The 18,346-nt window shown below is 61.3% G+C and carries 23 protein-coding genes and 1 tRNA gene; 14 read left to right on the top strand and 10 right to left on the bottom strand.

The features are described 5' to 3' along the window. Positions 1–90: 90 nt before the first annotated feature. Positions 91–342 carry a GlsB/YeaQ/YmgE family stress response membrane protein gene (locus tag N0P34_RS12960; protein ID WP_275603652.1) on the bottom strand — a complete coding sequence of 84 codons (252 nt, stop codon included), beginning with the start codon at positions 340–342 and terminating at the stop codon, positions 91–93. Positions 343–476: 134 nt separating this feature from the next. On the opposite strand from N0P34_RS12960, the gene N0P34_RS12955 reads away from it, so the two are divergent. The 3 genes from N0P34_RS12955 (at position 477) to N0P34_RS12945 (ending at position 3,338) form a co-directional block, all read left to right on the top strand. Next, positions 477–1,391 (top strand): esterase, encoded by a 915-nt coding sequence (locus N0P34_RS12955; protein ID WP_275603651.1) that lies wholly within the window; start codon positions 477–479, stop codon positions 1,389–1,391. A 207-nt stretch (positions 1,392–1,598) separates the two neighbouring features. Next, complete coding sequence (locus tag N0P34_RS12950) at positions 1,599–1,895, top strand: PAS domain S-box protein (RefSeq protein ID WP_275603650.1); 297 nt, start codon at positions 1,599–1,601, stop codon at positions 1,893–1,895. Between the two features lie 12 nt (positions 1,896–1,907). Further along, positions 1,908–3,338, top strand: a complete 1,431-nt coding sequence (locus tag N0P34_RS12945) for an EAL domain-containing protein (RefSeq protein WP_345774464.1) — start codon at positions 1,908–1,910, stop codon at positions 3,336–3,338. A 53-nt stretch (positions 3,339–3,391) separates the two neighbouring features. Here the strand turns inward: N0P34_RS12945 and rimO are convergent, their stop codons facing one another. Then, a complete protein-coding gene (gene rimO / locus N0P34_RS12940) occupies positions 3,392–4,717 on the bottom strand; it encodes a 30S ribosomal protein S12 methylthiotransferase RimO (RefSeq protein WP_275603649.1) in 1,326 nt (441 codons plus the stop codon). 293 nt (positions 4,718–5,010) lie between these two features. On the opposite strand from rimO, the gene N0P34_RS12935 reads away from it, so the two are divergent. Next, on the top strand, positions 5,011–5,388 hold the full coding sequence (locus tag N0P34_RS12935) for a DoxX family protein (RefSeq protein WP_275603648.1): 378 nt from the start codon (positions 5,011–5,013) through the stop codon (positions 5,386–5,388). 59 nt (positions 5,389–5,447) lie between these two features. Here N0P34_RS12935 and N0P34_RS12930 read toward each other — a convergent pair whose 3' ends face one another. Together N0P34_RS12930 and lipB are read right to left on the bottom strand one after the other, a co-directional pair. Further along, a complete protein-coding gene (locus N0P34_RS12930; protein WP_275603647.1) occupies positions 5,448–5,966 on the bottom strand; it encodes a DUF4282 domain-containing protein in 519 nt (172 codons plus the stop codon). Between the two features lie 24 nt (positions 5,967–5,990). Further along, the gene (lipB, locus tag N0P34_RS12925) at positions 5,991–6,746 is read right to left on the bottom strand and encodes a lipoyl(octanoyl) transferase LipB (RefSeq protein ID WP_275603646.1); all 756 of its coding nucleotides are present in this window, start codon (positions 6,744–6,746) and stop codon (positions 5,991–5,993) included. Positions 6,747–6,817: 71 nt separating this feature from the next. On the opposite strand from lipB, the gene N0P34_RS12920 reads away from it, so the two are divergent. Both N0P34_RS12920 and N0P34_RS12915 read left to right on the top strand, forming a co-directional pair. Further along, the gene (locus N0P34_RS12920; RefSeq protein ID WP_275603645.1) at positions 6,818–7,051 is read left to right on the top strand and encodes a FliM/FliN family flagellar motor switch protein; all 234 of its coding nucleotides are present in this window, start codon (positions 6,818–6,820) and stop codon (positions 7,049–7,051) included. 180 nt (positions 7,052–7,231) lie between these two features. Further along, a tRNA-Leu gene (locus N0P34_RS12915) sits at positions 7,232–7,316 on the top strand. Between the two features lie 101 nt (positions 7,317–7,417). On the opposite strand, the gene N0P34_RS12910 is transcribed toward N0P34_RS12915, so the two are convergent. Further along, the gene (locus N0P34_RS12910; protein WP_275603644.1) at positions 7,418–7,954 is read right to left on the bottom strand and encodes a hypothetical protein; all 537 of its coding nucleotides are present in this window, start codon (positions 7,952–7,954) and stop codon (positions 7,418–7,420) included. Positions 7,955–7,992: 38 nt separating this feature from the next. Next, a complete protein-coding gene (locus tag N0P34_RS12905; protein ID WP_275603643.1) occupies positions 7,993–8,349 on the bottom strand; it encodes a hypothetical protein in 357 nt (118 codons plus the stop codon). 125 nt (positions 8,350–8,474) lie between these two features. On the opposite strand from N0P34_RS12905, the gene mgtE reads away from it, so the two are divergent. The 4 genes from mgtE (at position 8,475) to N0P34_RS12885 (ending at position 12,306) form a co-directional block, all read left to right on the top strand. Continuing rightward, positions 8,475–9,890, top strand: coding sequence for a magnesium transporter (gene mgtE, locus N0P34_RS12900; protein ID WP_275603642.1), 1,416 nt, complete (start codon positions 8,475–8,477; stop codon positions 9,888–9,890). A 330-nt stretch (positions 9,891–10,220) separates the two neighbouring features. Further along, positions 10,221–10,898, top strand: a complete 678-nt coding sequence (locus N0P34_RS12895; protein WP_275603641.1) for a glutathione S-transferase family protein — start codon at positions 10,221–10,223, stop codon at positions 10,896–10,898. Beyond that, positions 10,895–11,320, top strand: coding sequence for a DUF1489 domain-containing protein (locus tag N0P34_RS12890; protein WP_275603640.1), 426 nt, complete (start codon positions 10,895–10,897; stop codon positions 11,318–11,320). Before N0P34_RS12895 ends, N0P34_RS12890 begins: the two co-directional genes overlap by 4 nt. An 89-nt stretch (positions 11,321–11,409) precedes the next feature. Continuing rightward, positions 11,410–12,306 (top strand): division plane positioning ATPase MipZ, encoded by an 897-nt coding sequence (locus N0P34_RS12885; RefSeq protein WP_275603639.1) that lies wholly within the window; start codon positions 11,410–11,412, stop codon positions 12,304–12,306. A 115-nt stretch (positions 12,307–12,421) separates the two neighbouring features. Here the strand turns inward: N0P34_RS12885 and N0P34_RS12880 are convergent, their stop codons facing one another. Both N0P34_RS12880 and N0P34_RS12875 read right to left on the bottom strand, forming a co-directional pair. Next, entirely contained in the window at positions 12,422–12,838 is a 417-nt protein-coding gene (locus N0P34_RS12880; protein WP_275603638.1) for a helix-turn-helix domain-containing protein, read from the bottom strand. An 89-nt stretch (positions 12,839–12,927) separates the two neighbouring features. Then, positions 12,928–13,497, bottom strand: coding sequence for a DJ-1/PfpI family protein (locus N0P34_RS12875; RefSeq protein ID WP_275603637.1), 570 nt, complete (start codon positions 13,495–13,497; stop codon positions 12,928–12,930). A 236-nt stretch (positions 13,498–13,733) separates the two neighbouring features. On the opposite strand from N0P34_RS12875, the gene N0P34_RS12870 reads away from it, so the two are divergent. Beyond that, complete coding sequence (locus N0P34_RS12870; RefSeq protein ID WP_275603636.1) at positions 13,734–14,897, top strand: D-alanyl-D-alanine carboxypeptidase family protein; 1,164 nt, start codon at positions 13,734–13,736, stop codon at positions 14,895–14,897. A gap of 17 nt (positions 14,898–14,914) precedes the next feature. Here the strand turns inward: N0P34_RS12870 and N0P34_RS12865 are convergent, their stop codons facing one another. Both N0P34_RS12865 and N0P34_RS12860 read right to left on the bottom strand, forming a co-directional pair. After that, the gene (locus tag N0P34_RS12865; RefSeq protein ID WP_275603635.1) at positions 14,915–15,142 is read right to left on the bottom strand and encodes a sulfurtransferase TusA family protein; all 228 of its coding nucleotides are present in this window, start codon (positions 15,140–15,142) and stop codon (positions 14,915–14,917) included. Continuing rightward, positions 15,132–15,614: a CAP domain-containing protein gene (locus N0P34_RS12860; protein WP_275603634.1), complete on the bottom strand. Its 483-nt coding sequence runs from the start codon at positions 15,612–15,614 to the stop codon at positions 15,132–15,134. The genes N0P34_RS12865 and N0P34_RS12860 overlap by 11 nt, the downstream gene beginning before the upstream one ends. Positions 15,615–15,806: 192 nt before the next feature. Here N0P34_RS12860 and N0P34_RS12855 point away from each other — a divergent pair, with 192 nt between their 5' ends. From N0P34_RS12855 to N0P34_RS12845, 3 genes are all read left to right on the top strand, one after another. Then, positions 15,807–16,700 carry an SMP-30/gluconolactonase/LRE family protein gene (locus N0P34_RS12855; RefSeq protein ID WP_275603633.1) on the top strand — a complete coding sequence of 298 codons (894 nt, stop codon included), beginning with the start codon at positions 15,807–15,809 and terminating at the stop codon, positions 16,698–16,700. Between the two features lie 177 nt (positions 16,701–16,877). Then, positions 16,878–17,897: a sulfate ABC transporter substrate-binding protein gene (locus N0P34_RS12850; RefSeq protein WP_275603632.1), complete on the top strand. Its 1,020-nt coding sequence runs from the start codon at positions 16,878–16,880 to the stop codon at positions 17,895–17,897. 95 nt (positions 17,898–17,992) lie between these two features. Beyond that, complete coding sequence (locus N0P34_RS12845) at positions 17,993–18,196, top strand: hypothetical protein (RefSeq protein WP_275603631.1); 204 nt, start codon at positions 17,993–17,995, stop codon at positions 18,194–18,196. Positions 18,197–18,346: the final 150 nt, after the last annotated feature.

The raw sequence follows: 18,346 nt of genomic DNA, 5'->3' as shown, positions 1-18,346 counted from the left end.
GGGAGCAACGCCGTTGCCTATCGCCCGCTTCCCGCGCCAATTTCTTCCTGCGCAGGAGGGGCCGGCCGCCAGCGGCGACCGGCATGAAGCCTATTTCGAAACGGCTCTGCCGATGAAGATGATGATGCAGGCGCCAATGAACCCGGCGATGAGGTAACCCACCCATCCACCAAAGGAGATGCCCAGAAGTCCGAAAACCAGGCTTGCGATAATCGCGCCGACAATGCCGAGAATGACGTTTTTGAGAACGCCGCCCCCCGCATTCATGAACATGCTCGCGAGCCATCCAGCGACGCCACCAATTATGATGGCGGCAATCCAACCCACTCCGTCAAAACCCATCGTGCTCTCCTCTCGCAACTGAGTCTTTCGACCCTTTGAGGGTGGCACAGCGGGAGGAAAAGGCAAGGCGCCGTAAGCACTGGCTTTACATCCCCCGCCGGACCAGCACACTGGAGCCCAAAGGGGGAGTTCGCATGAGACAATTGATCACCACATTGGGACGTTTCGACCGGGACCAGCTGGGACTGATCCTGCCGCATGAGCATGTCTTTGTGGACCTGCGTACCCCCGACCAGCCCGGCTATGCAGAGGCCGAGGCCGACGATGTCATCCGCTTGATGGCGCCCGAGATTGAAGCGATCAAGGCTCAGGGCGTGACGGCGCTGGTCGAATGCTCCACCGGCGGCGTGGGGCTGAGGGTCGATATCGACCTCGCGGTTTCGAAAGCCACCGGCCTGCCCATCGTCGTCCCCACGGGCAATTATCGTGAGCCGTGGATCCCCGATTGGGTCGCAGAGGCCAGCCTCGAGGCGCTGGAAGCGTGGATGGTTGGCGAGCTGACCGAGGGTATCGGAGACACGGGCGTGGTCGCTGCCTGGATAAAGGTCAGCGCCGGGGACGATGGCATCACCCCGCTCGAAACGCGGATCCTGCGGGCGGCGGCGCGTGCTTCGGCCCGGACCGGGGCCATCATTGGTTCCCATACGATCAAGGGGCGCGTCGTCCTCGACCAGCTCGACATCATCGCATCCGAAGGTGGTTCAGCCGAGCGGTTCATCTCGATCCATACGCAGGAGGAGAAGGATTTTGGTCTCCACCGGGAAGTGTTCGGCCGTGGCGCATGGTTGGAGTTCGACCATATCGGGCGCGTGCCCGATGCAGAGGTGGTCGCTCTCGTCACCCGTGCCCTGGCGGCGGGACAGGGCGAACGGCTGCTGCTGAGCCATGATCGCGGCTGGTATGATCCCGCCCTGCCGGGCGGTGGAACGCCGCAGCCTTATACGCATCTGGTGGGGAGCTTCCTGCCCGCCTTGCGAGAGGCTGGCGTCGATGAGGCAACGGTCACGCGACTAACGCACGACAATCCGTTCAACGCCTTTTCGCGGTGAGCCGGGGCGAGAGGTCGGGCGGGGAAGTCTGCTCCGCCCCAGCCGGGACAGGTGCGCGACGGAGCGCCACACCCAATATCCCGCATTCGATACTCTCCGCGCCAAACAAATTAATCTTTAATTCAATAGCTTGTTTCAAAGAGGGTCGCGCGGCCCGGATCTGTATCGGGGCTGGTGTGCCGGCCCGTCAAGTATTGGGTTGAATGTATGGCTGGCAATGCGGGCACTCCATTTCCAAACGAAATGGAGTTTGTCAGATATGCGCTCGATAGTGCGGCTATCGTGGCAATGACGGATGTGCGGGGGGCAATAACCCTCGTCAACAACAAGTTCTGCGAGATCAGCGGATATTCCCGCGAAGAACTTGTAGGCGCCAATCACCGTCTTCTCCACTCAGGCGTGCATGACGTACAATTCTTCCGCGATATGTATCGCGACATCGCAAACGGCAAGGTTTGGCACGGCGAAATATGCAACCGGCGCAAGGACGGCGCTCACTATTAGGTCGACACCACTATAGTTCCCCATATTGGCGCCAGTGGCAAAGTCGACAGCTACACGGCGATCCGCTTCGACATCACCGCGCGTCACCAGGCACAGAAAGAGCTCCGCCGGATCGTCAACATCGACCCGATGACCGGCATCCCGAATCGCAGGCACTTCCAGGAACACCTCGAAACCGCATTGCGGGAGGCACAAGACAATGCCCGAACCGTCCATCTGGCACTGCTGGACCTCGATACGTTCAAGGAAATCAATGATTGGTTCGGCCACGATGTGGGTGACCGGCTTCTGCGGATCATCGCCGAGCGACTGAGCGCGCTGGGCCGGGATGGCTACTTCGTGGCGCGTTTGGGCGGTGACGAGTTCGGCATCGTCCTCACCGGCAAGAACGATATCGAAGTAAACGCGATCATCGGCGAGGTGCTGGCGGTCATTCGTCGGCCGATCCAATTGGCCGACGTCACGCGGCGTTGCACCGCCAGCGTCGGCATCGCCATGTCTTCGCCGGATGGTATTTCCACCGAGGACATCTTCAAGAACGCCGACCTGGCGCTATACCGCGCCAAGGAATTGGGTCGGGACCGCGCCAGCATGTTCGAGCAGATATTGGGCGACGTTTCACGGCAAAGGAATGAACTGACCCGCGCTATCGAGGACGGTCTTGGACGCGGCCAGTTCCTTTTGCACTATCAGCCCGTCGTGCCGATGGCCGCGAACGGCGTCATCACGCTCGAGGGGCTGTTGCGGTGGCAGCACCCGCTCAATGGGCTCGTCGCACCGGGGGCCTTCCTCACCGATTTGCGTGACCCGGGGCTCTTTGCCGAACTGGGGATGCTCGTCGTGGAGCAGGCGGTCAACGACATGAAGGCGATGAAGCGTCAGGGCCTGACTGTCGGACGTATCGCCATCAACGTGACCAACGCGGATTTCCGGTCGGACGTGTTCATCAAACGCTTCTTCAATCTCACCGAGAGCGCGGCCCTGCCGCCCAGCGCATTCTGCATCGAGGTCACCGAAGGTGTCTTCCTCGGGCGCGATTTCGCCGACATCGAACGAAGGATCTGCCGATTGCACGATGCGGGGGTGGAGGTGGCGCTGGACGATTTCGGCACGGGCTTTGCGAGCCTTACCCATTTGCGGCGAATGCCGATCGACCGGGTCAAGATCGACCAGACCTTCGTGGCCAATCTGACGCAGAGCAGTGCCGACCTCGCGATCGTGCGGGGGATCATCGATATCACCCATGGCATGGGCAAGGTGGTGACGGCGGAAGGCGTGGAAACGCGCGCGCAGGTCGACCTGCTGCGAGATCTCGGATGCGATTCCATGCAGGGGTGGTATTTCGCCAAGGCACAGGCACCCGAGCGCCTGCCCTATGTGCTCAAGCACCTGCCTTCGAGCCGGGCGGAAACGGCTGCTGTGGAGAGAATCGCAAGCAAGTGAGAGCGGATGACCAACGACGCTATATCGCGTCGTTGGTGAGGTTCACTATCGGCTCAGTTCGTGGCCGGCGTGGCGAACAGATCGTATTCGTCATTGTCGGTGACCGTGACCGAGACGATATCGCCGATCTTGATGCCGTTGGCATTGTCGACGATCACCTGTCCGTCGATCTCCGGCGCATCCCATTTTGAGCGGGCAATGGCGCGGTTCTCTTCGGGGCGAACGTCATCGACGATAACGTCGATGGTGCGGCCGACCTTCTTCTGCAGCTGGTGGTAGGAGACGTCCTGCGCCACTTCCATCAACTGGGCAAAGCGCTCTTCCTTTACCTCGTCGGGAACGATGCCCTCGAGTTCATTGGCGGGCGCACCGGTGACGGGCTCGTACTTGAAGCAGCCGGCACGATCGATCTCGGCCTCTTCCAGCCAGTCGAGCAGGAACTCGAAATCCTCGTCCGTCTCGCCGGGATAGCCGACGATGAAATTGGAGCGGATGGTAAGATCGGGACAGATGTCGCGCCAGTTCTTGATCCGGTCCAGGGTCTTTTCCTGGTTGGCCGGGCGACGCATCGACTTGAGCACGTTCGGAGCGGCGTGCTGGAACGGGATGTCGAGATAGGGGAGCACGAGGCCCTCTGCCATCAGCTCGATCACCTGGTCGACGTGAGGGTAGGGGTACACATAGTGCAGGCGCACCCAGGCCCCCAGCTCGCCCAGTTCCTTGGCAAGGTCATAGAACTTGGCCTTGACCTCGCGGCCGCGATACTTCGAGGTCGCGTATTTGACGTCGACGCCATAGGCGCTGGTGTCTTGCGAGATGACCAGCAATTCCTTGACGCCGGAGCGGATCAGGCCTTCGGCTTCCGAAAGAATGCCGGCGGCGGGACGCGAAACGAGATCGCCGCGAATCTGCGGGATGATGCAGAACGAACAGCGATTGTTGCAGCCCTCGGAAATCTTGAGATAGGCGTAGTGACGTGGCGTCAGCTTGAGCCCGCTTTCGGGCACGAGGTCCACGAAACGGTTCGGCACGGGCGGCAAATGGTTGTGCACCGCCGCAACCACGCTCTCATACTGGTGCGGGCCGGTAATGGCGAGCACACTGGGATGGGTTTCGCGGATGAGGTTTTCCTCGACGCCCAGGCACCCTGTAACGATCACCTTGCCGTTTTCATTGAGCGCCTCGCCGATAGCCTCGAGGCTCTCCTGCTTGGCGCTGTCGAGAAAGCCACACGTGTTCACGAGGACGATGTCGGCGCCGGCATAATCCCGGCTAAATGAATAGCCCTGGGCCCGCAGCGTGGTCATGATCCGTTCGCTGTCCACGAGAGCCTTGGGACAGCCGAGGCTGACAAGGCCGATTTTTGGCGCCTGAGTCATGCGCGTTCAATGGTCCGAATTGAAGGAAGTTGGCGCGTCATACAGCAAATGACCCCGGTTACGCAATGTTACCGTCCCTTCAATCTGCGCGGGGCAGGCCTGAGCACAGCGGTGAGCACCTGATGTTGAAGGGAAAGGATCGGTGAACAGTGCGTCCGCAAAGGACACGGTTCTGCTTTAATCCATGTTCGATTAGCAAAGCGGCAGTCGATAGCGATGATCCGCTCTCGAAATGATCTGGCTCTGCGTTTGCCGGAGAATTGCCTCTGGACGCCTTATTTGGAGACTTCCTCTTGTTCGACCGACTCTCTGCCTATGCGCCGCAGGCTCTAGCCGTCCTGCGCATCGTCACTGCCCTGCTGTTCATCGCCCACGGCACACAGAAGCTTCTCGGTTTCCCGGCCGCCGAATTCGCGCCGCCGATGTTCTCGATCTTCTGGTTTGCCGGGGTCATCGAAATCGTGACCGGCATCCTGGTCGCCATTGGCCTGTTCACACGGCCCGCCGCGTTCCTGGCTTCCGGCACCATGGCCGTCGCCTATTGGATGGCGCATGCCCCGGCAAATTTCTTCCCCACCAATAACGGCGGCGATGCAGCGATCCTGTTCTGTTTCGTCTTCCTCTACCTCGTGTTTGCGGGTCCTGGCGCCTGGAGCGTCGACAAGAAGTAAGCTCGTTCTGCTGAAATGAAGAAGGCCGCCCGGAGCGATCCGAGGCGGCCTTTTTCGTTTCAGGTGAGGGAGTGGGGTGGGCTGCGTCTTGCAGTGCGTCGGGCCTTGAACGGTTCGCCCGGCGTTACCGATGGCTCCCGCGCCGGTGAGGAGCTGTGCGGCACAGGCTCGGTGGCGGGTGTGAAATATTCGTCGGCTTCGGCATAGTCGGTTTCGTCGCCCTCTTCGGCCAGTTCGCGAATGGCATCGCGGACCTCATCGAGCAATGAAGATGAGAACCGCGTCCGACTGACTGTCTCGCCCGTACTTTCATGGGTTTTGAACCAGACGATCAGCGCTTCACAGCCAATGCGCAGGCCGACCAGCGCGATCAATCCGAACACCAGGATCTCGAGGATACCCCAAAGCCCGTTCCCGAAACCCGTGCCGAACCGGTAGAAAAAATGGTTGATGGCCCAGAGCAATATGCCGGCCAGGCCAAGGGCATAAAGAATCGGCACCAGGCGCGGTGACAGGATTGCGTCGAGCCGGAACAATGTCTGGCGGGTGAAGAGACGTTTCAGATCGTCCAGTGTCATTGCAGGCTCCTCGATTCGAGCGTGTCAGCCAAAGTGGTCGGCCAGGGCAGGCCCGGCCAGCGTCGCGGTAGCAGTTCTGGTGGGACCGAAAATCTCTTCGAAGCGCGCCCGAAGCACAGAATCGACCTCCGGCAGGGTCACCAATTGCCCCAGATCTTCAAAACTCGTCACGCCCTGATCTACAATCCCACAGGGCACGATGCCATCGTAATGGCTCAGATCCGGGTCGACGTTGAGCGATATGCCATGAAAAGTCACCCATTTGCGCACGCGCACGCCGATTGCCGCAATCTTGTCCTCGCGCCCGGCACCCTTGTCCGGCCGCTGCACCCAGACCCCGACGCGCCCCTCCCGACGCTCGCCAATGATATTGTGGCTGGCCAGTGTGTCGATAACCCATTGCTCGAGGCCGTTTACAAGGCAGCGGATATCGCGGCCGCGTTTTGTCAGATCGAGCATGACATAGGCCACGCGCTGCCCGGGCCCGTGATAGGTGTATTGACCGCCCCGGCCCGCAGGATGGACCGGAAACCGCTGCGACAGGAGATCTTCCGGACGCGCCGAGGTGCCAGCGGTATAGAGGGCAGGGTGTTCCAAGAGCCACACCGCCTCGGAGGCCTGGCCGGCAGCGACCAGCCCGGCCCGCTCTTCCATGGCAGAGAGCATTGCGGGATAGTCCTGAGGACCATCAAAAATGCGCCACTCGACCGCTTCTGCGTCATCGCGATGCAGTTTCGAACGAATTTGGCACGCTTCGGCGCTGGGCGTTAAGACTTCCATAACCAAGCCTGAGCAATCCTTAATTTATCGAATCCGCCGGCGTCGGGCACAACGGACCTCAGAACATATCTATGAGCACACTGGACCATATTGAAGTCGATATAATCGTCGAACTCGGCGCAACCAACATGCCCGTGCATCACCTTTTGCGCATGGGCCGCGGTGCTGTGATCGAACTCGATGCCACCGAGCACGATCCGCTGAGCATTTATGCCAACAACACATTGGTCGCCAAAGGCGAGGTCAATGTCGAGGACGGGCACCTCCGTGTGCTGGTGACGGAAAAAGTTTTCCGCGTCGGCTGAGAAACAGACAGTCCCAAAGGCGCGGCCAGCCTGCCTTAAAAGGCCGTGAGAGCCGCCCCAGGGCGAAACTCTCCACAGGCGAAAAAAGAAATTACGATTTAACCGCTTGAGGTTCCCGGGAACCTTTGCTAAATCCCCACTCGCTTCGGGACGCAAGAAACGAAGCTTCTACCACACAGTGCGGTCGTGGCGGAATTGGTAGACGCGCAGCGTTGAGGTCGCTGTGTCGCAAGACGTGGAAGTTCGAGTCTTCTCGACCGCACCATTCTCTCCCGAAAGGGAGATGAAACAAAAAGCTGCCCTTGGGCGGCTTTTTTGTTGTCTGGAGTTCGGCGCGGCCGTGTCGCTCATCGAGGATGGCACCTGTCAGGCTTCGATCGTCTGGGGAATCGTCACCTCGGGCGATTTGAACCCCATTGCGATCCACGCGCCCAGCAGCCTTGCATAAAAGCCCGCAGTGACGAGAGGTCCGGACGGCAGATCATCCGGCAGGGAATTGCCCGCCGGCCGGTCGGATACCATCGTGCGAATGGACGGTGCCGGGGCCGTGCCTTCGGGCCAGAGGGCGCTATACAGGCTGAGCCAGTGTCCGCCCTTGAACTCAAGGAACACCGGCGTTCTGCAGCATGTCGTCACGACCCTTCGCGTTGGCGTCTCGGCGTTCAGGCGAAATTCGGCAAGATGCTCCTGTCCTTTCATCAATCTCACCCGATCCTTGCGATAGAGAACGAAGGGGGTGCCGTCGTTGCTTGCGAGCATCTTTCGGGCGAGGGGCAGGGCGTCAAGGCGCTTGCCGGCCTCGCGGCAGCTGTTGCAATGGCATTCGGCGGTGATGAAGGGCTCACCGGTCAATTCGAGCGCAAAGGCGCCGCATGCACAGGAGAGCTCTGTTTTCGTGGCCATTGAGTAATCCTTGGTTTGGGCGCAGGGCAGGGCGGCTATCAGGTCTTCTTTGCGGCCAATCGGCTCGGCGCCTTGAAGCGCCAGGCATCCTCGAGCCTTAGTGCCAGTTCCTCGTCGGTGATCGCTCCGAGGCGGACCAGCACGGCGTCATAGCCAACATAATGATCGGTCTCGAAGTAAATGTCCGGCGAAATCTCCATGAGCAGGACCTTCTGCTCCAGCGGGCAATGGAGAACCAGCGTTTCGGCATCGAGCAGCCGCACGAACGCGTTGTCCCGCACCTTCAATGCCGGCGTGCCGTAGCTGGTCGACGGCTTTATCTCTGCAAGCTGGCGCTGTTCTGCCAGCCGTCGGACGCGCTCGAACATTCGATCGAGTTCTGTATTGTCGCTCATCGTTCCCTCCTTGAAACCGCCTCTGGCCAGCGAGAAAACTTTTCGTTCCAGTCTGGCGCGTTCGCATCCGATTGGCTACAGCTTGCCTCGCCCCTGAAACCCCCAGGACACGAAAAGGGCTCCCTATGAGCAGCGAATTCGAGACTGAGCCTGGCCGGGACGCCGGGTTGGAAATCAACGCGTTCCGCGATTCGGAAGACCGTATCAGTCCTATCTGGCTCGAGCGGATGCGGAGCTATCTGCATGGACATGAGGCCGACGAACTCGCGCGCTTCATGGAGCCTCTGCACACCTCGGACGTGGGCGATGTGCTGGAGCGGCTCGAATCTGACGAGCGGCTGGCCCTTGTGCGCCTGCTCGGGGACCGGTTCGACTATTCCGCGCTCACCGAGGTGGACGAAAGCATCCGCGTCGAACTCATGGAGGCGCTGCCCAACGCTGAAATCGCGCGGGGCGTGTCCGGTCTCGACAGCGACGACGCTGTCTTCATCCTCGAGGATCTCGAAGATGAAGACCGGAACGAGGTTTTGTCCGCGCTTCCGGCCTTCGAGCGCCTCAGCCTCAAGCGCAGCCTCGATTTTCCGGAAGACTCCGCCGGGCGGCGCATGCAGACGGATTTCATCGCCATTCCGCCCTTCTGGACGGTTGGGCAGGCGATCGACTATCTGCGCGCAGAAAAGGATCTGCCGGACGAATTTTACCAGCTCTACGTCGTCGACGCCGCCTACAAGGTTCTCGGAACCCTGCCGCTCGACCGTTTCCTGCGCGCCCAGCGCAGCGCCAAGATCGATTCGATCATGAACACCACCCTGGTGCTGGTGGAAGCCAATGAGGACCAGGAAGAAGCGGCGAGAGATTTTGAGCGCTACGACCTTGTCGAAGTCGGCGTGGTCGATGAGAGCGGGCGCCTGGTTGGCGTGCTCACCATTGACGACATGGTCGACGTCATCACCGAGGAAGCCGACGAGGACATAAAACTCCTGGCCGGCGTTGGCGACGAGGACGTTTCCGACCGCACCATCGATACGGTGCGCAGCCGGGTGCCGTGGCTGGTCGTCAACCTCGTCGCCGCAGTCCTGGTCTCCTATGTCATCGGCTTTTTCAACGCCACCATCGAGCAGATGGTCGCCCTGGCTGTGCTCATGCCGATCGTCGCCTCGATGGGCGGCAATGCGGGATCCCAGACCATGACCGTCACGGTGCGCGCCCTGGCGATGCGCGAACTCGACGGGCAACGGCTCAAGCGCCTGATACGGCGCGAAATGATCGTCGGCTTACTCCACGGCATCATCTTTGCCATTCTCATCGGCATCGTGACCTGGGTACGCTACGCCAGTATCGAGCTTGGGGCGGTCATCGCCATGGCCATGATCACCAATATGATCGTGGCCGGCACAGCCGGAATTCTCATTCCGCTCGGCCTCGACCGGGTCAAGGCCGACCCGGCGATCGCCTCTGCCGTGTTCGTTACCACCATCACCGACATCGTTGGTTTCTTTGCCTTTTTGGGCATTGCGGGCCTCTGGTTCGGCCTCTTCTAGGCCGGCCCCCGACATTCGCAGGGGCTTGTCAACTGTTGCACTTTGGTCGCTTGCAAAGGCCTTTTGCCACGGTTAACGATTTGACACTGGCCGGGGGGCTTCGCCCTTGGGCGGCCAGCGTGAACGGCTGACAAGGAGCGAACATGCGCAGTCAACCGAAATCCAATGCCTGGCAAGCCACGAGCTGGGCCCTGGTTTGCCTCCTCTCGATGGGGCTGGTTTTCTCCGTGATTGCTGGCGTCTGAAGCGCTAGAGTTCTTCACTGACACAAATTGGAGAAGGGCGCCCCTGCCACAGGGCGCCCTTCCTGTTCTCTGAACGGAAGACGCGATGAAACTGCTGATTGGCAACCGCAATTATTCAACCTGGTCGCTCCGTCCCTGGTTGGTCCTGCGGCACTTTGAAATCCCGTTTGAAGACGAAGTTCTGCAATTATCGGGGCCGCGCTGGCGCGAAATCCTGGCGGAGCGGTCGCCGACCGGCAAGGTCCCGGTGCTTATCGATGGCGATCTCGTCATCCCCGAGACCATCGCCATCATCGAATATCTGGCTGAGCGCTTTCCCGATCTGCCGATCTGGCCGCGTGATTCTCGCGACAGGGCATTGGCGCGCGCCGCGGCCGCAGAAATGCATGGCGGCTTTTCGGCGCTGCGCAGTCATGCGCCGATGAATCTGCGTGCTTCGCACCCGGGCAAGGTTGACCACGACGCCGTTCGGGGGGATCTCCAGCGCATCGAACGTCTCTGGGGCCAGCACCTGGCGCGCTCCGGCGGCCCCTATCTGTTTGGTGAATTCTCAGCGGCCGATGCCATGTTTGCGCCCTTGGCGACGCGGCTGCGGACCTATGCCCTTCCGGTCCCAGACCAGGTTTCGGCCTATGTTGAAGCCATTTATGCCCTCCCGGCCTTCCAGGATTGGCTGAGCCAGGCGCTGCGCGAGCCATGGATCGTCGACGACGACGAGATCGACGTCATTCAGGGCCGCGTCGCTCCGGGAACGTTGGCATGATCCACATGGTCAAGCTGTGCGTGGGCATTTCCAGCTTCGAGGAGCTGGAGAGCTACCGGGACCAGCGCGCCCATTGGTGGGGCGCCGACTACGGTGAGGATGTGCATGTGCACCGCACCCGCATGATGCCCAAGCGCGCCGAAGAGATGGAGCGGAAGTCCTCCATCTATTGGGTCATTGCCGGGCAGATCGCCTGCCGCCAACCCATTCTGCGGCTCGCGCCCTACAAGGATGAGGAGGGCAAGGATTATTGCGACATCATCATGGCGCCTGATCTTGTCCGGACAATTCCCTATCCCAAGCGGCCGTTCCAGGGCTGGCGCTATCTCAAGCCTGAAGATGCCCCGCCGGACATGGCTGCGAACGACCCCAATAACTCGCACGAGCTCGCCGCCGAACTGGCCCGGCTGGGCTTGTTGTAGAAGGCAGTTAACATTTTAGTCAGCATAAATCCGCTTGTGCGACGCGGCGGAAAACCTGAGACTTACCGAAGTGATTTGGGGGATCGATAGTGCGACAAGGCGCGCATGTCATTGTCGTGGGGAATGAAAAGGGCGGGTCGGGCAAGTCCACCACAGCCTTTCATCTTGCCATCCACCTGCTGTACCAGGGCTATAAGGTCGCTTCCATCGACGTGGATAGCCGCCAGCAGACCATGACCCATTACGTCCGCAATCGGCGCAATTGGGCACGCAGCAAGGAACTGGCGCTTCCCCACACGACGCATTTTCACCTGCCTGTGGCGCGGGGCGATTCCGTCAAGGAAAACCACAGGGTCGAGTTCGATCTCTTCCGCCAGGCCATCGTGGAAGTCGAGCAGAAGGCCGATTTCGTCGTCATCGACACGCCGGGCTTCGATACCAATCTGACGCGTCTGGCGCATTCTCTGGCCGATACGCTCGTCACCCCGGTCAATGACAGCCTGATCGACCTCAACGTCATGGCGCAGATCGATCCGATATCCGGCGAACCACGAGAACTCAGCCATTATTCCCGGCTGGTGCAGCGCGCGCGTTCGGAGCGCCTCGCCATAGACGGTCGGAATATCGATTGGGTGCTGGTGCGAAACCGCATCTCGATGCTGTCGTCGCGAAACATGCGGCAAGTGCAGACGACACTCGAAAAGATTGCCTTGCGGCTGGGATGCAGGCTGGCCGACGGCATCGCCGAGCGGGTGATTTTTCGCTCGCTCTTTGCGACCGGCATGACCGTTTTCGATTCTCTGGATGACGAATTGCTGGGGGGCTTGCCAACCTCATCCCACATAAGCGCGCGACAGGAATATCGCTCGCTCGTTGCGGCGCTCAACCTTCCGGATCGCCCCAAGGCATCGGCGCGCAACGAAATCGTGGGGGCGGATCGGGCTGCCGATGCAGATCATCGCGCGCTTGCCGAGACGGATAGCTAACGCCATCCCCAGGTCAGGTGGAACCGGGACCTCGACCCCGTCCGGGAGCGCCTGCAGCAAAACCGCACGCGCCCTGTGGGGCTGTATCACTCGCTCATAGCAATGGCGAAATGCCTTAGCCCCGCGCGTATGCGATCTTGCGGGGCTGCGCCGCAGCAGTGATGCTTTCTCTTGCATCATAGATCGCGCGGGCATCGAGAATGGCCATATGGTGCTCTGCGGACCAGTTCCACAGCTCATCGATCGGCTGCTGCAGGGTCTTGCCCATCTCGGTGAGATTGTATTCCACGCGCGGTGGCACCTCGGGATAGATGGTGCGGCTGACCAGACCATCGCGCTCGAGATTGCGAAGGGTCAGCGTCAACATGCGCTGCGACACACCGTTGATCAGCCGCTTGAGTTCGTTGAAGCGCAACGTGCCATGGCGTCCCAACATCCCGACCACCATGACGCTCCATTTGTCGCCGATGCGATTGAGCACGTCCGACATGGCCAGGCAATTGGCTGATTTGGAAGTGTCGGTCAGGGACATGGGGGCGCCTTTCGTCTTTTTTATCAGGCACTGAATATAGCCATGGTTACTAAGAGATACCAGTGCCTATTTGTTACTGCCTCCGCACATCAGCCATGCACATGCTCTGCGGCGTAGAGATTGAGGTAGAAATCCAGATCGCCATTCCGCAGGCCCATCGACTCGAGCACCGCCCCCATGAAGCTGACTGGCGCCGTGCCCGGTGCGGTCACGATATGCCGATCGAGGACCGCGCGCGGTTGGTCCCGATAGTTCGCCACACCGCCATAGCCTGTGTCCGGCAAGCTTTCGGGTCCATTGGACGTGTGGGCGACGTCGTCGAGAATGCCGGCGCGCGCCAGCGCCAGCGTGCCATCGCATATCCCGCCAATCGTCTTGCCGGCATCGCGGGCGCGCACGAGCAGGTCGGAAAGGTCGGGAGCGTCCGGCGAAGCCCAGATCGTGCCGCCATTGACGACAATCGCGTCCACCGCCGCCAGGTCGATGTCATCGACCGACATTTGCGGCACCACCTTGAGCCCACCGGCAGACGTGACCTCCTCGCCGCGCGGCGAGGCGAACAGGGTTTCGATTCGATAATACTGTCGGGCGCCGGCATTGAGCAGCGCGGTTTCCCAGTCGGCAAAGCCGGAGGTCAGTATCGTAACGATTGTCGGCATGGCAAAATTCCTTCTTAGTGGCACCAACCTTGAATGATCCCAGTGACAGGCCGCGTCAGCAGCTTCACATGCGTGTCAAAGGAAGGGCGCTTTGCTTGAGGCCGACCGCGTGCACTGCTAAGAGGTCGGTGTCGACGGGCGCCAGACACGCGTTGGCATCTTGCCCTCGACGACGCCTGCCAGGTTCGGTCGCAAAGCCGCTCAGACACCTGGCGAAAATCCCCGGAGTTATCGCCTTGTCATTGCTGCGCCGTCTCGTCCTTGCCCTTGCCTTCGCCGTCTCTGGCTTGTTGCCGGTTGCGGCGATGCCCATGCTGCTGGTGGATCGCGACACTTTGCAGGTGCTTTACGCCGAAGATGCGGGCCAGCCCTGGCATCCGGCCTCGCTGACCAAGCTGATGACCGCCTATGTGGCCTTCGAGGAAATCGCCAAGGGGACGATCACGCTCGACACCCCGGTGACCCTGTCCAAGGCAGCGTTCAACCTGGCCCCGGCCAAGTCCGGCCTGCCAGTGGGCGGCACCGTGACGATGAAGGACGCGCTCTACATCCTGATCGTCAAATCGGCGAACGACATTGCCATGGCGATCGCCGAGACCATCGCCGGAGACGAACCGCGCTTCGTTGCCAAGATGAACGATGTTGCCCAGCGAATGGGCCTCACGGCAACGAATTTTGCCAATTCTCACGGGCTGCATAATCCCGCCCAGTTCACCACTGCCCGCGACATGGCGATCATTGCCCTCTATATCGAGCAGAGTTTCCCGCAATATATGCCCATGTTTTCGACTGGCGCCGTGCGCCTGGGCAAGACGCGCCTCGAATCGCAGAACGGCCTGCTCAAGGGTTTTGCCGGGGCTATCGGCATGAAGACGGGCTATATCTGCGCCTCCGGCCTCAACCTTGTCGGATCCGTGGATCGCAATGGCAAACGTCTTCTGGCCGTCGTTCTGGGGGGCTCATCAGGGCGCGAGCGCAATGAGCGCGCTGCCGAATTGCTGCTGAAGGGGCTCTCGGGATCGGCGCAGGCCACGGGCCAGAGCGTGCTGAACCTGGCCAATGCCGTCGGACGCCCGCCTGTGGACATGCGCGCCAATATTTGTGGCAAGGATGCCTCGGCGTATGTGAAGGCGCAGGAAGCCGCGTTCCCCATGGGGCTCAAGGGTCAGCCAAGCTACCTGACCGACCAGATCGCCCTGCGCGAATATACGGCCGTCGATCTCGGCCGCATCCGCACCGGCATCCCGATCCCGCGTCCGCGTCCGGCCCATACCCCGGTATTCGCCGTTGAGCCGGCCCTGGCAGATGCCTCGCTCAACGCAAATCTGCGGCCGACCCTTGGGACGATGGGCGGTAGCAGCGTGCCATTCCCACGCCCGCGCCCGGCATTCATGCAGTAGCGCGGCGTCGGCGCTCGCTAGCCTCGCCGCACCACGAAGCGCAGCACATCGCCGTCCTGGGACACAGCGCATTCGTGCCCCTTCTGTCGGCAGTAGAGTGGAATATCGATCCGCGCCATGGCGTCGGTCGCCAGAAGTTCGAGTTCGTCCCCGGCGGAGAGCTGTTCGATCCGCTTTTCGAGCTTCAGGACGGGCAGGGGGCATTTGAGCCCCCTGGCGTCTATCAGGTGACGATCAGTTGCCAAGAACCAGAACCCAGTGGATGCCATAGGCCGATGAGGCATTATAGCTCATCGCCACGCCGGCCTTGGTCGCGCTGGTTGCCAGCGCCTGCGCGTCGGCCGGATTGTTGCGCCAGCCGGAGAAGGTCTCGGCAAATGTCGGGTAGCCGGCGCTGAGCTTCATCGCAGCGAGCCCCTGTGGCGTCGAGGGCGCACTGCCGGACTGGGCATATTGGTTGGCGAGGGCCTGGGCCGTTCCGTCGAGTCCGGCGTCTGGCGTCAGCGGTGCGACGCCGCGCGTGGCGCGGTAGGCGTTGATCAGATTGATGGCCTGCACACGGTCAAGGGTGGCGCCCGGCGCGTCCATGCGGGCCGTCAGCCCCGGCGCCAGTCCACCGGGCGAACTCGCAGGACCCATCATGGAACAGCCGGCGATGGAAATGGCCGCCATAAGGGCGAGTGAGGCGGCCGTCAGCCGCTTGGCAGTCTTCGTCATGGTCTTCCTTACTGTCCGGTTGGGGCCGGGGAGGAGGGATAATGGCAGGCAGCGCCTTCGTCCCGGTTAATGCCGCGATCCCGCATTGCTGGTCCCGGCTTCGGCCATTATGGTCGGAAAGCCTTGTCGCGGCGCTTTGCGGCAAGCTCGGGGCAAAAGCGCCAGAGAGCGCAAAGAGGAGGGGCCAGGGCCATGGTTGAGGGCATTTACGAGATCATCGACGAGCGTTTCCGCACATTGTTCAATTCCAGTGCCGCGCTCGACCTCATCCACACGGGCTGCCGCTGGGCAGAGGGGCCGGTCTGGTTCAAGGATGGCAATTATCTCCTCTGGAGCGACATCCCCAACAACCGGATGCTCCGATATATCCCGGAGGGCGGGGTCTCGGTCTATCGCGCCGATGCTCGCTATTCCAATGGCAATACCCGCGACAGGCAGGGGCGCCTCGTCACCTGCGAGCATGGCGCCCGCCGGGTGACCCGCACCGAGGTCGACGGCTCCATCACCGTTCTCGCCTACAGTTTTGAAGGCAAGCGCCTCAACTCTCCGAACGACGTGGTGGTCCACAGCAATGGTAGCGTCTGGTTCAGCGACCCTACCTACGGCATCCAGTCGGACTATGAGGGCCACAAGGCCACGCCCGAGCAGGACACCAACAATGTCTACCGCATCGACCCGCAAACCGGCGTCGTAGAAGCGGTCGTCCGCGACTTCGTCCAGCCCAATGGGCTCGCCTTCTCGCCCGACGAAACGAGGCTATACGTGGCGGATTCTGGGTCGCCCCGCCACATCCGCGTCTTCGATGTGGTGGATGGCCGCGCCCTCTCCAGCGGCCGCGTTTTCTGCACTGTCGATCCGGGCGTGCCGGATGGCTTCCGCTTCGATATCGAGGGCAATCTGTGGACCAGCGCCGCCGATGGCGTCCATTGCTTTGCGCCCGACGGCACATTGCTGGGCAAGATCCTTACGCCCGAGCGCGTCGCTAACCTGACCTTCGGCGGCCCCAAGGGCAACCGCCTCTATATCGCCGCGACCTCGTCCATCTACGCCATCTATGTCACCACCAACGGCGCGGCCGTGCCCTGAGGGTTGCACGCAAACTTGCGAATAGGCGATAAAAACGGAACGGGATTGCCCGCTTTGTCGTCAGGCGGCCCGCTTCGGGAAATATTTTCTCCGCTGACGAAAATGGCCGCAAGCACGCGCCTTTTCAAAGGCGACTAAGTTGATAGGGTTTATGCATTAGATTACGGGAGGTTCCCAATGAATCGTGCATCTCGGTTACTCGCCTACACCGCGCTTGCGGCGTCGCTGACCCTGGGTTTCGCCGTCACCGCCCATGCCCAGGAGCGGACACTGATCAACGTGTCCTACGATCCTACCCGCGAACTCTATCGCGAGTTCAACGACGCGTTCGTCGCCCACTGGCAGCAGGAAAAGGGTGAAACCGTCGCAATCCAGGTCACCCATGGTGGTTCGGGTTCGCAGGCCCGCACCGTCATCGACGGCCTCGAGGCGGACGTCGTCACCCTGGCGCTCGAGAGCGACATCAATGCCATTGTCGATGCGACCGACCTCATCCCCGAGGACTGGCGCGGCAAGCTGGAAAACAATAACGCCCCCTACACCTCGACCATCGTTTTCCTCGTCCGCAAGGGTAACCCCAAGGGGATTCAGGATTGGGGCGATCTCATCGCCGACGGTGTTGAAGTAATCACACCCAATCCCAAGACCTCGGGCGGCGCCCGCTGGAACCTGCTGGCAGCCTGGGCCTGGGCCCGCGCCGAATACGGTAATGACGAGGCCAAGGCGCAGGAATTCGTCGGCGAGCTCTTCCGCCATGTGCCCGTGCTCGACACTGGCGCCCGCGGGTCCACCACCACTTTCGTGCAGCGCGGCATCGGCGACGTGCTCCTCGCGTGGGAAAACGAAGCCTACCTCGCCCTTGAGGAACTCGGCCCCGATGCCTTCGACATCGTGACCCCGTCGATTTCGATCCTTGCTGAGCCCCCGGTTGCACTTGTCGAGGCCAATGCCGAGCGCAAGGGCAATCTCGACCTGGCCGAGGCGTATCTCGAATACCTCTATTCCGACGAAGGCCAGGCCATCGCTGCCAGCAATTATTATCGTCCTTTCCGTCCGGAAGCGGCGGCAGCGGAAGACGTCGCCCGCTTCGGACCCGTCAATCTCGTCACCATCGAGGACTTCGGCGGATGGCGCGAGGCCCAGCCGAAATACTTCGGCGACGGGGGCATCTTCGACCAGATCTACACCGCTCCCTGACCCGGCACTCTGGTCGGCCCGGCAAGGGCCGACTGCTCCCGCTTTTCTGGCCGCACGCACCATTCGCTGCCGGCCGCTGCAAGAGGAGAGAGTCCATGGTGCCCTTTTTCGGAATCTTCCATCCAGGCGAATTACCTCGTCGCCCGAGCATCGAGGCTCCTGCCAAGGCCAGCTTTTTTGGCGGAGGCACATCGTCCGAGCAAATCAGCCGTCTGGAACACGAGGTAGCCTATCTCTACGGCAAGGCGCCCGAGCCTCCGGCCTATGGTGCCTCCGAGACCGCGCCGCGAGACATTTAGGTGCCACTTAAGGTGTGGGATGCGACACTGGCGCAGGGCCCGAGGCTATCGTTGCGCGCGTCAAATATGTGAGAAGGGGAATCGCGGCGCATCACCAGCGCCGTCCGCCGCCAGGTCCTTTGGATGGAGCGGCTCGCCTAACGCAATCGG

The organism is Devosia sp. FJ2-5-3, from assembly GCF_029201545.1.
Taxonomy (GTDB): Bacteria; Pseudomonadota; Alphaproteobacteria; order Rhizobiales; family Devosiaceae; genus Devosia.
This window is presented reverse-complemented; position numbering and strand designations above follow the sequence as displayed.

Bases quoted from the DNA above. Each gene is read 5' to 3' on its own strand.
- N0P34_RS12960 (WP_275603652.1), bottom strand. From the start codon at position 342: ATGGGTTTTGACGGAGTGGGTTGGATTGCCGCCATCATAATTGGTGGC.
- N0P34_RS12955 (WP_275603651.1), top strand. From the start codon at position 477: ATGAGACAATTGATCACCACATTGGGACGTTTCGACCGGGACCAGCTG.
- N0P34_RS12950 (WP_275603650.1), top strand. From the start codon at position 1,599: ATGGCTGGCAATGCGGGCACTCCATTTCCAAACGAAATGGAGTTTGTC.
- rimO (WP_275603649.1), bottom strand. From the start codon at position 4,717: ATGACTCAGGCGCCAAAAATCGGCCTTGTCAGCCTCGGCTGTCCCAAG.
- N0P34_RS12930 (WP_275603647.1), bottom strand. From the start codon at position 5,966: ATGACACTGGACGATCTGAAACGTCTCTTCACCCGCCAGACATTGTTC.
- lipB (WP_275603646.1), bottom strand. From the start codon at position 6,746: ATGGAAGTCTTAACGCCCAGCGCCGAAGCGTGCCAAATTCGTTCGAAA.
- N0P34_RS12920 (WP_275603645.1), top strand. From the start codon at position 6,818: ATGAGCACACTGGACCATATTGAAGTCGATATAATCGTCGAACTCGGC.
- N0P34_RS12910 (WP_275603644.1), bottom strand. From the start codon at position 7,954: ATGGCCACGAAAACAGAGCTCTCCTGTGCATGCGGCGCCTTTGCGCTC.
- N0P34_RS12905 (WP_275603643.1), bottom strand. From the start codon at position 8,349: ATGAGCGACAATACAGAACTCGATCGAATGTTCGAGCGCGTCCGACGG.
- mgtE (WP_275603642.1), top strand. From the start codon at position 8,475: ATGAGCAGCGAATTCGAGACTGAGCCTGGCCGGGACGCCGGGTTGGAA.
- N0P34_RS12895 (WP_275603641.1), top strand. From the start codon at position 10,221: ATGAAACTGCTGATTGGCAACCGCAATTATTCAACCTGGTCGCTCCGT.
- N0P34_RS12890 (WP_275603640.1), top strand. From the start codon at position 10,895: ATGATCCACATGGTCAAGCTGTGCGTGGGCATTTCCAGCTTCGAGGAG.
- N0P34_RS12880 (WP_275603638.1), bottom strand. From the start codon at position 12,838: ATGTCCCTGACCGACACTTCCAAATCAGCCAATTGCCTGGCCATGTCG.
- N0P34_RS12875 (WP_275603637.1), bottom strand. From the start codon at position 13,497: ATGCCGACAATCGTTACGATACTGACCTCCGGCTTTGCCGACTGGGAA.
- N0P34_RS12860 (WP_275603634.1), bottom strand. From the start codon at position 15,614: ATGACGAAGACTGCCAAGCGGCTGACGGCCGCCTCACTCGCCCTTATG.
- N0P34_RS12855 (WP_275603633.1), top strand. From the start codon at position 15,807: ATGGTTGAGGGCATTTACGAGATCATCGACGAGCGTTTCCGCACATTG.
- N0P34_RS12850 (WP_275603632.1), top strand. From the start codon at position 16,878: ATGAATCGTGCATCTCGGTTACTCGCCTACACCGCGCTTGCGGCGTCG.
- N0P34_RS12845 (WP_275603631.1), top strand. From the start codon at position 17,993: ATGGTGCCCTTTTTCGGAATCTTCCATCCAGGCGAATTACCTCGTCGC.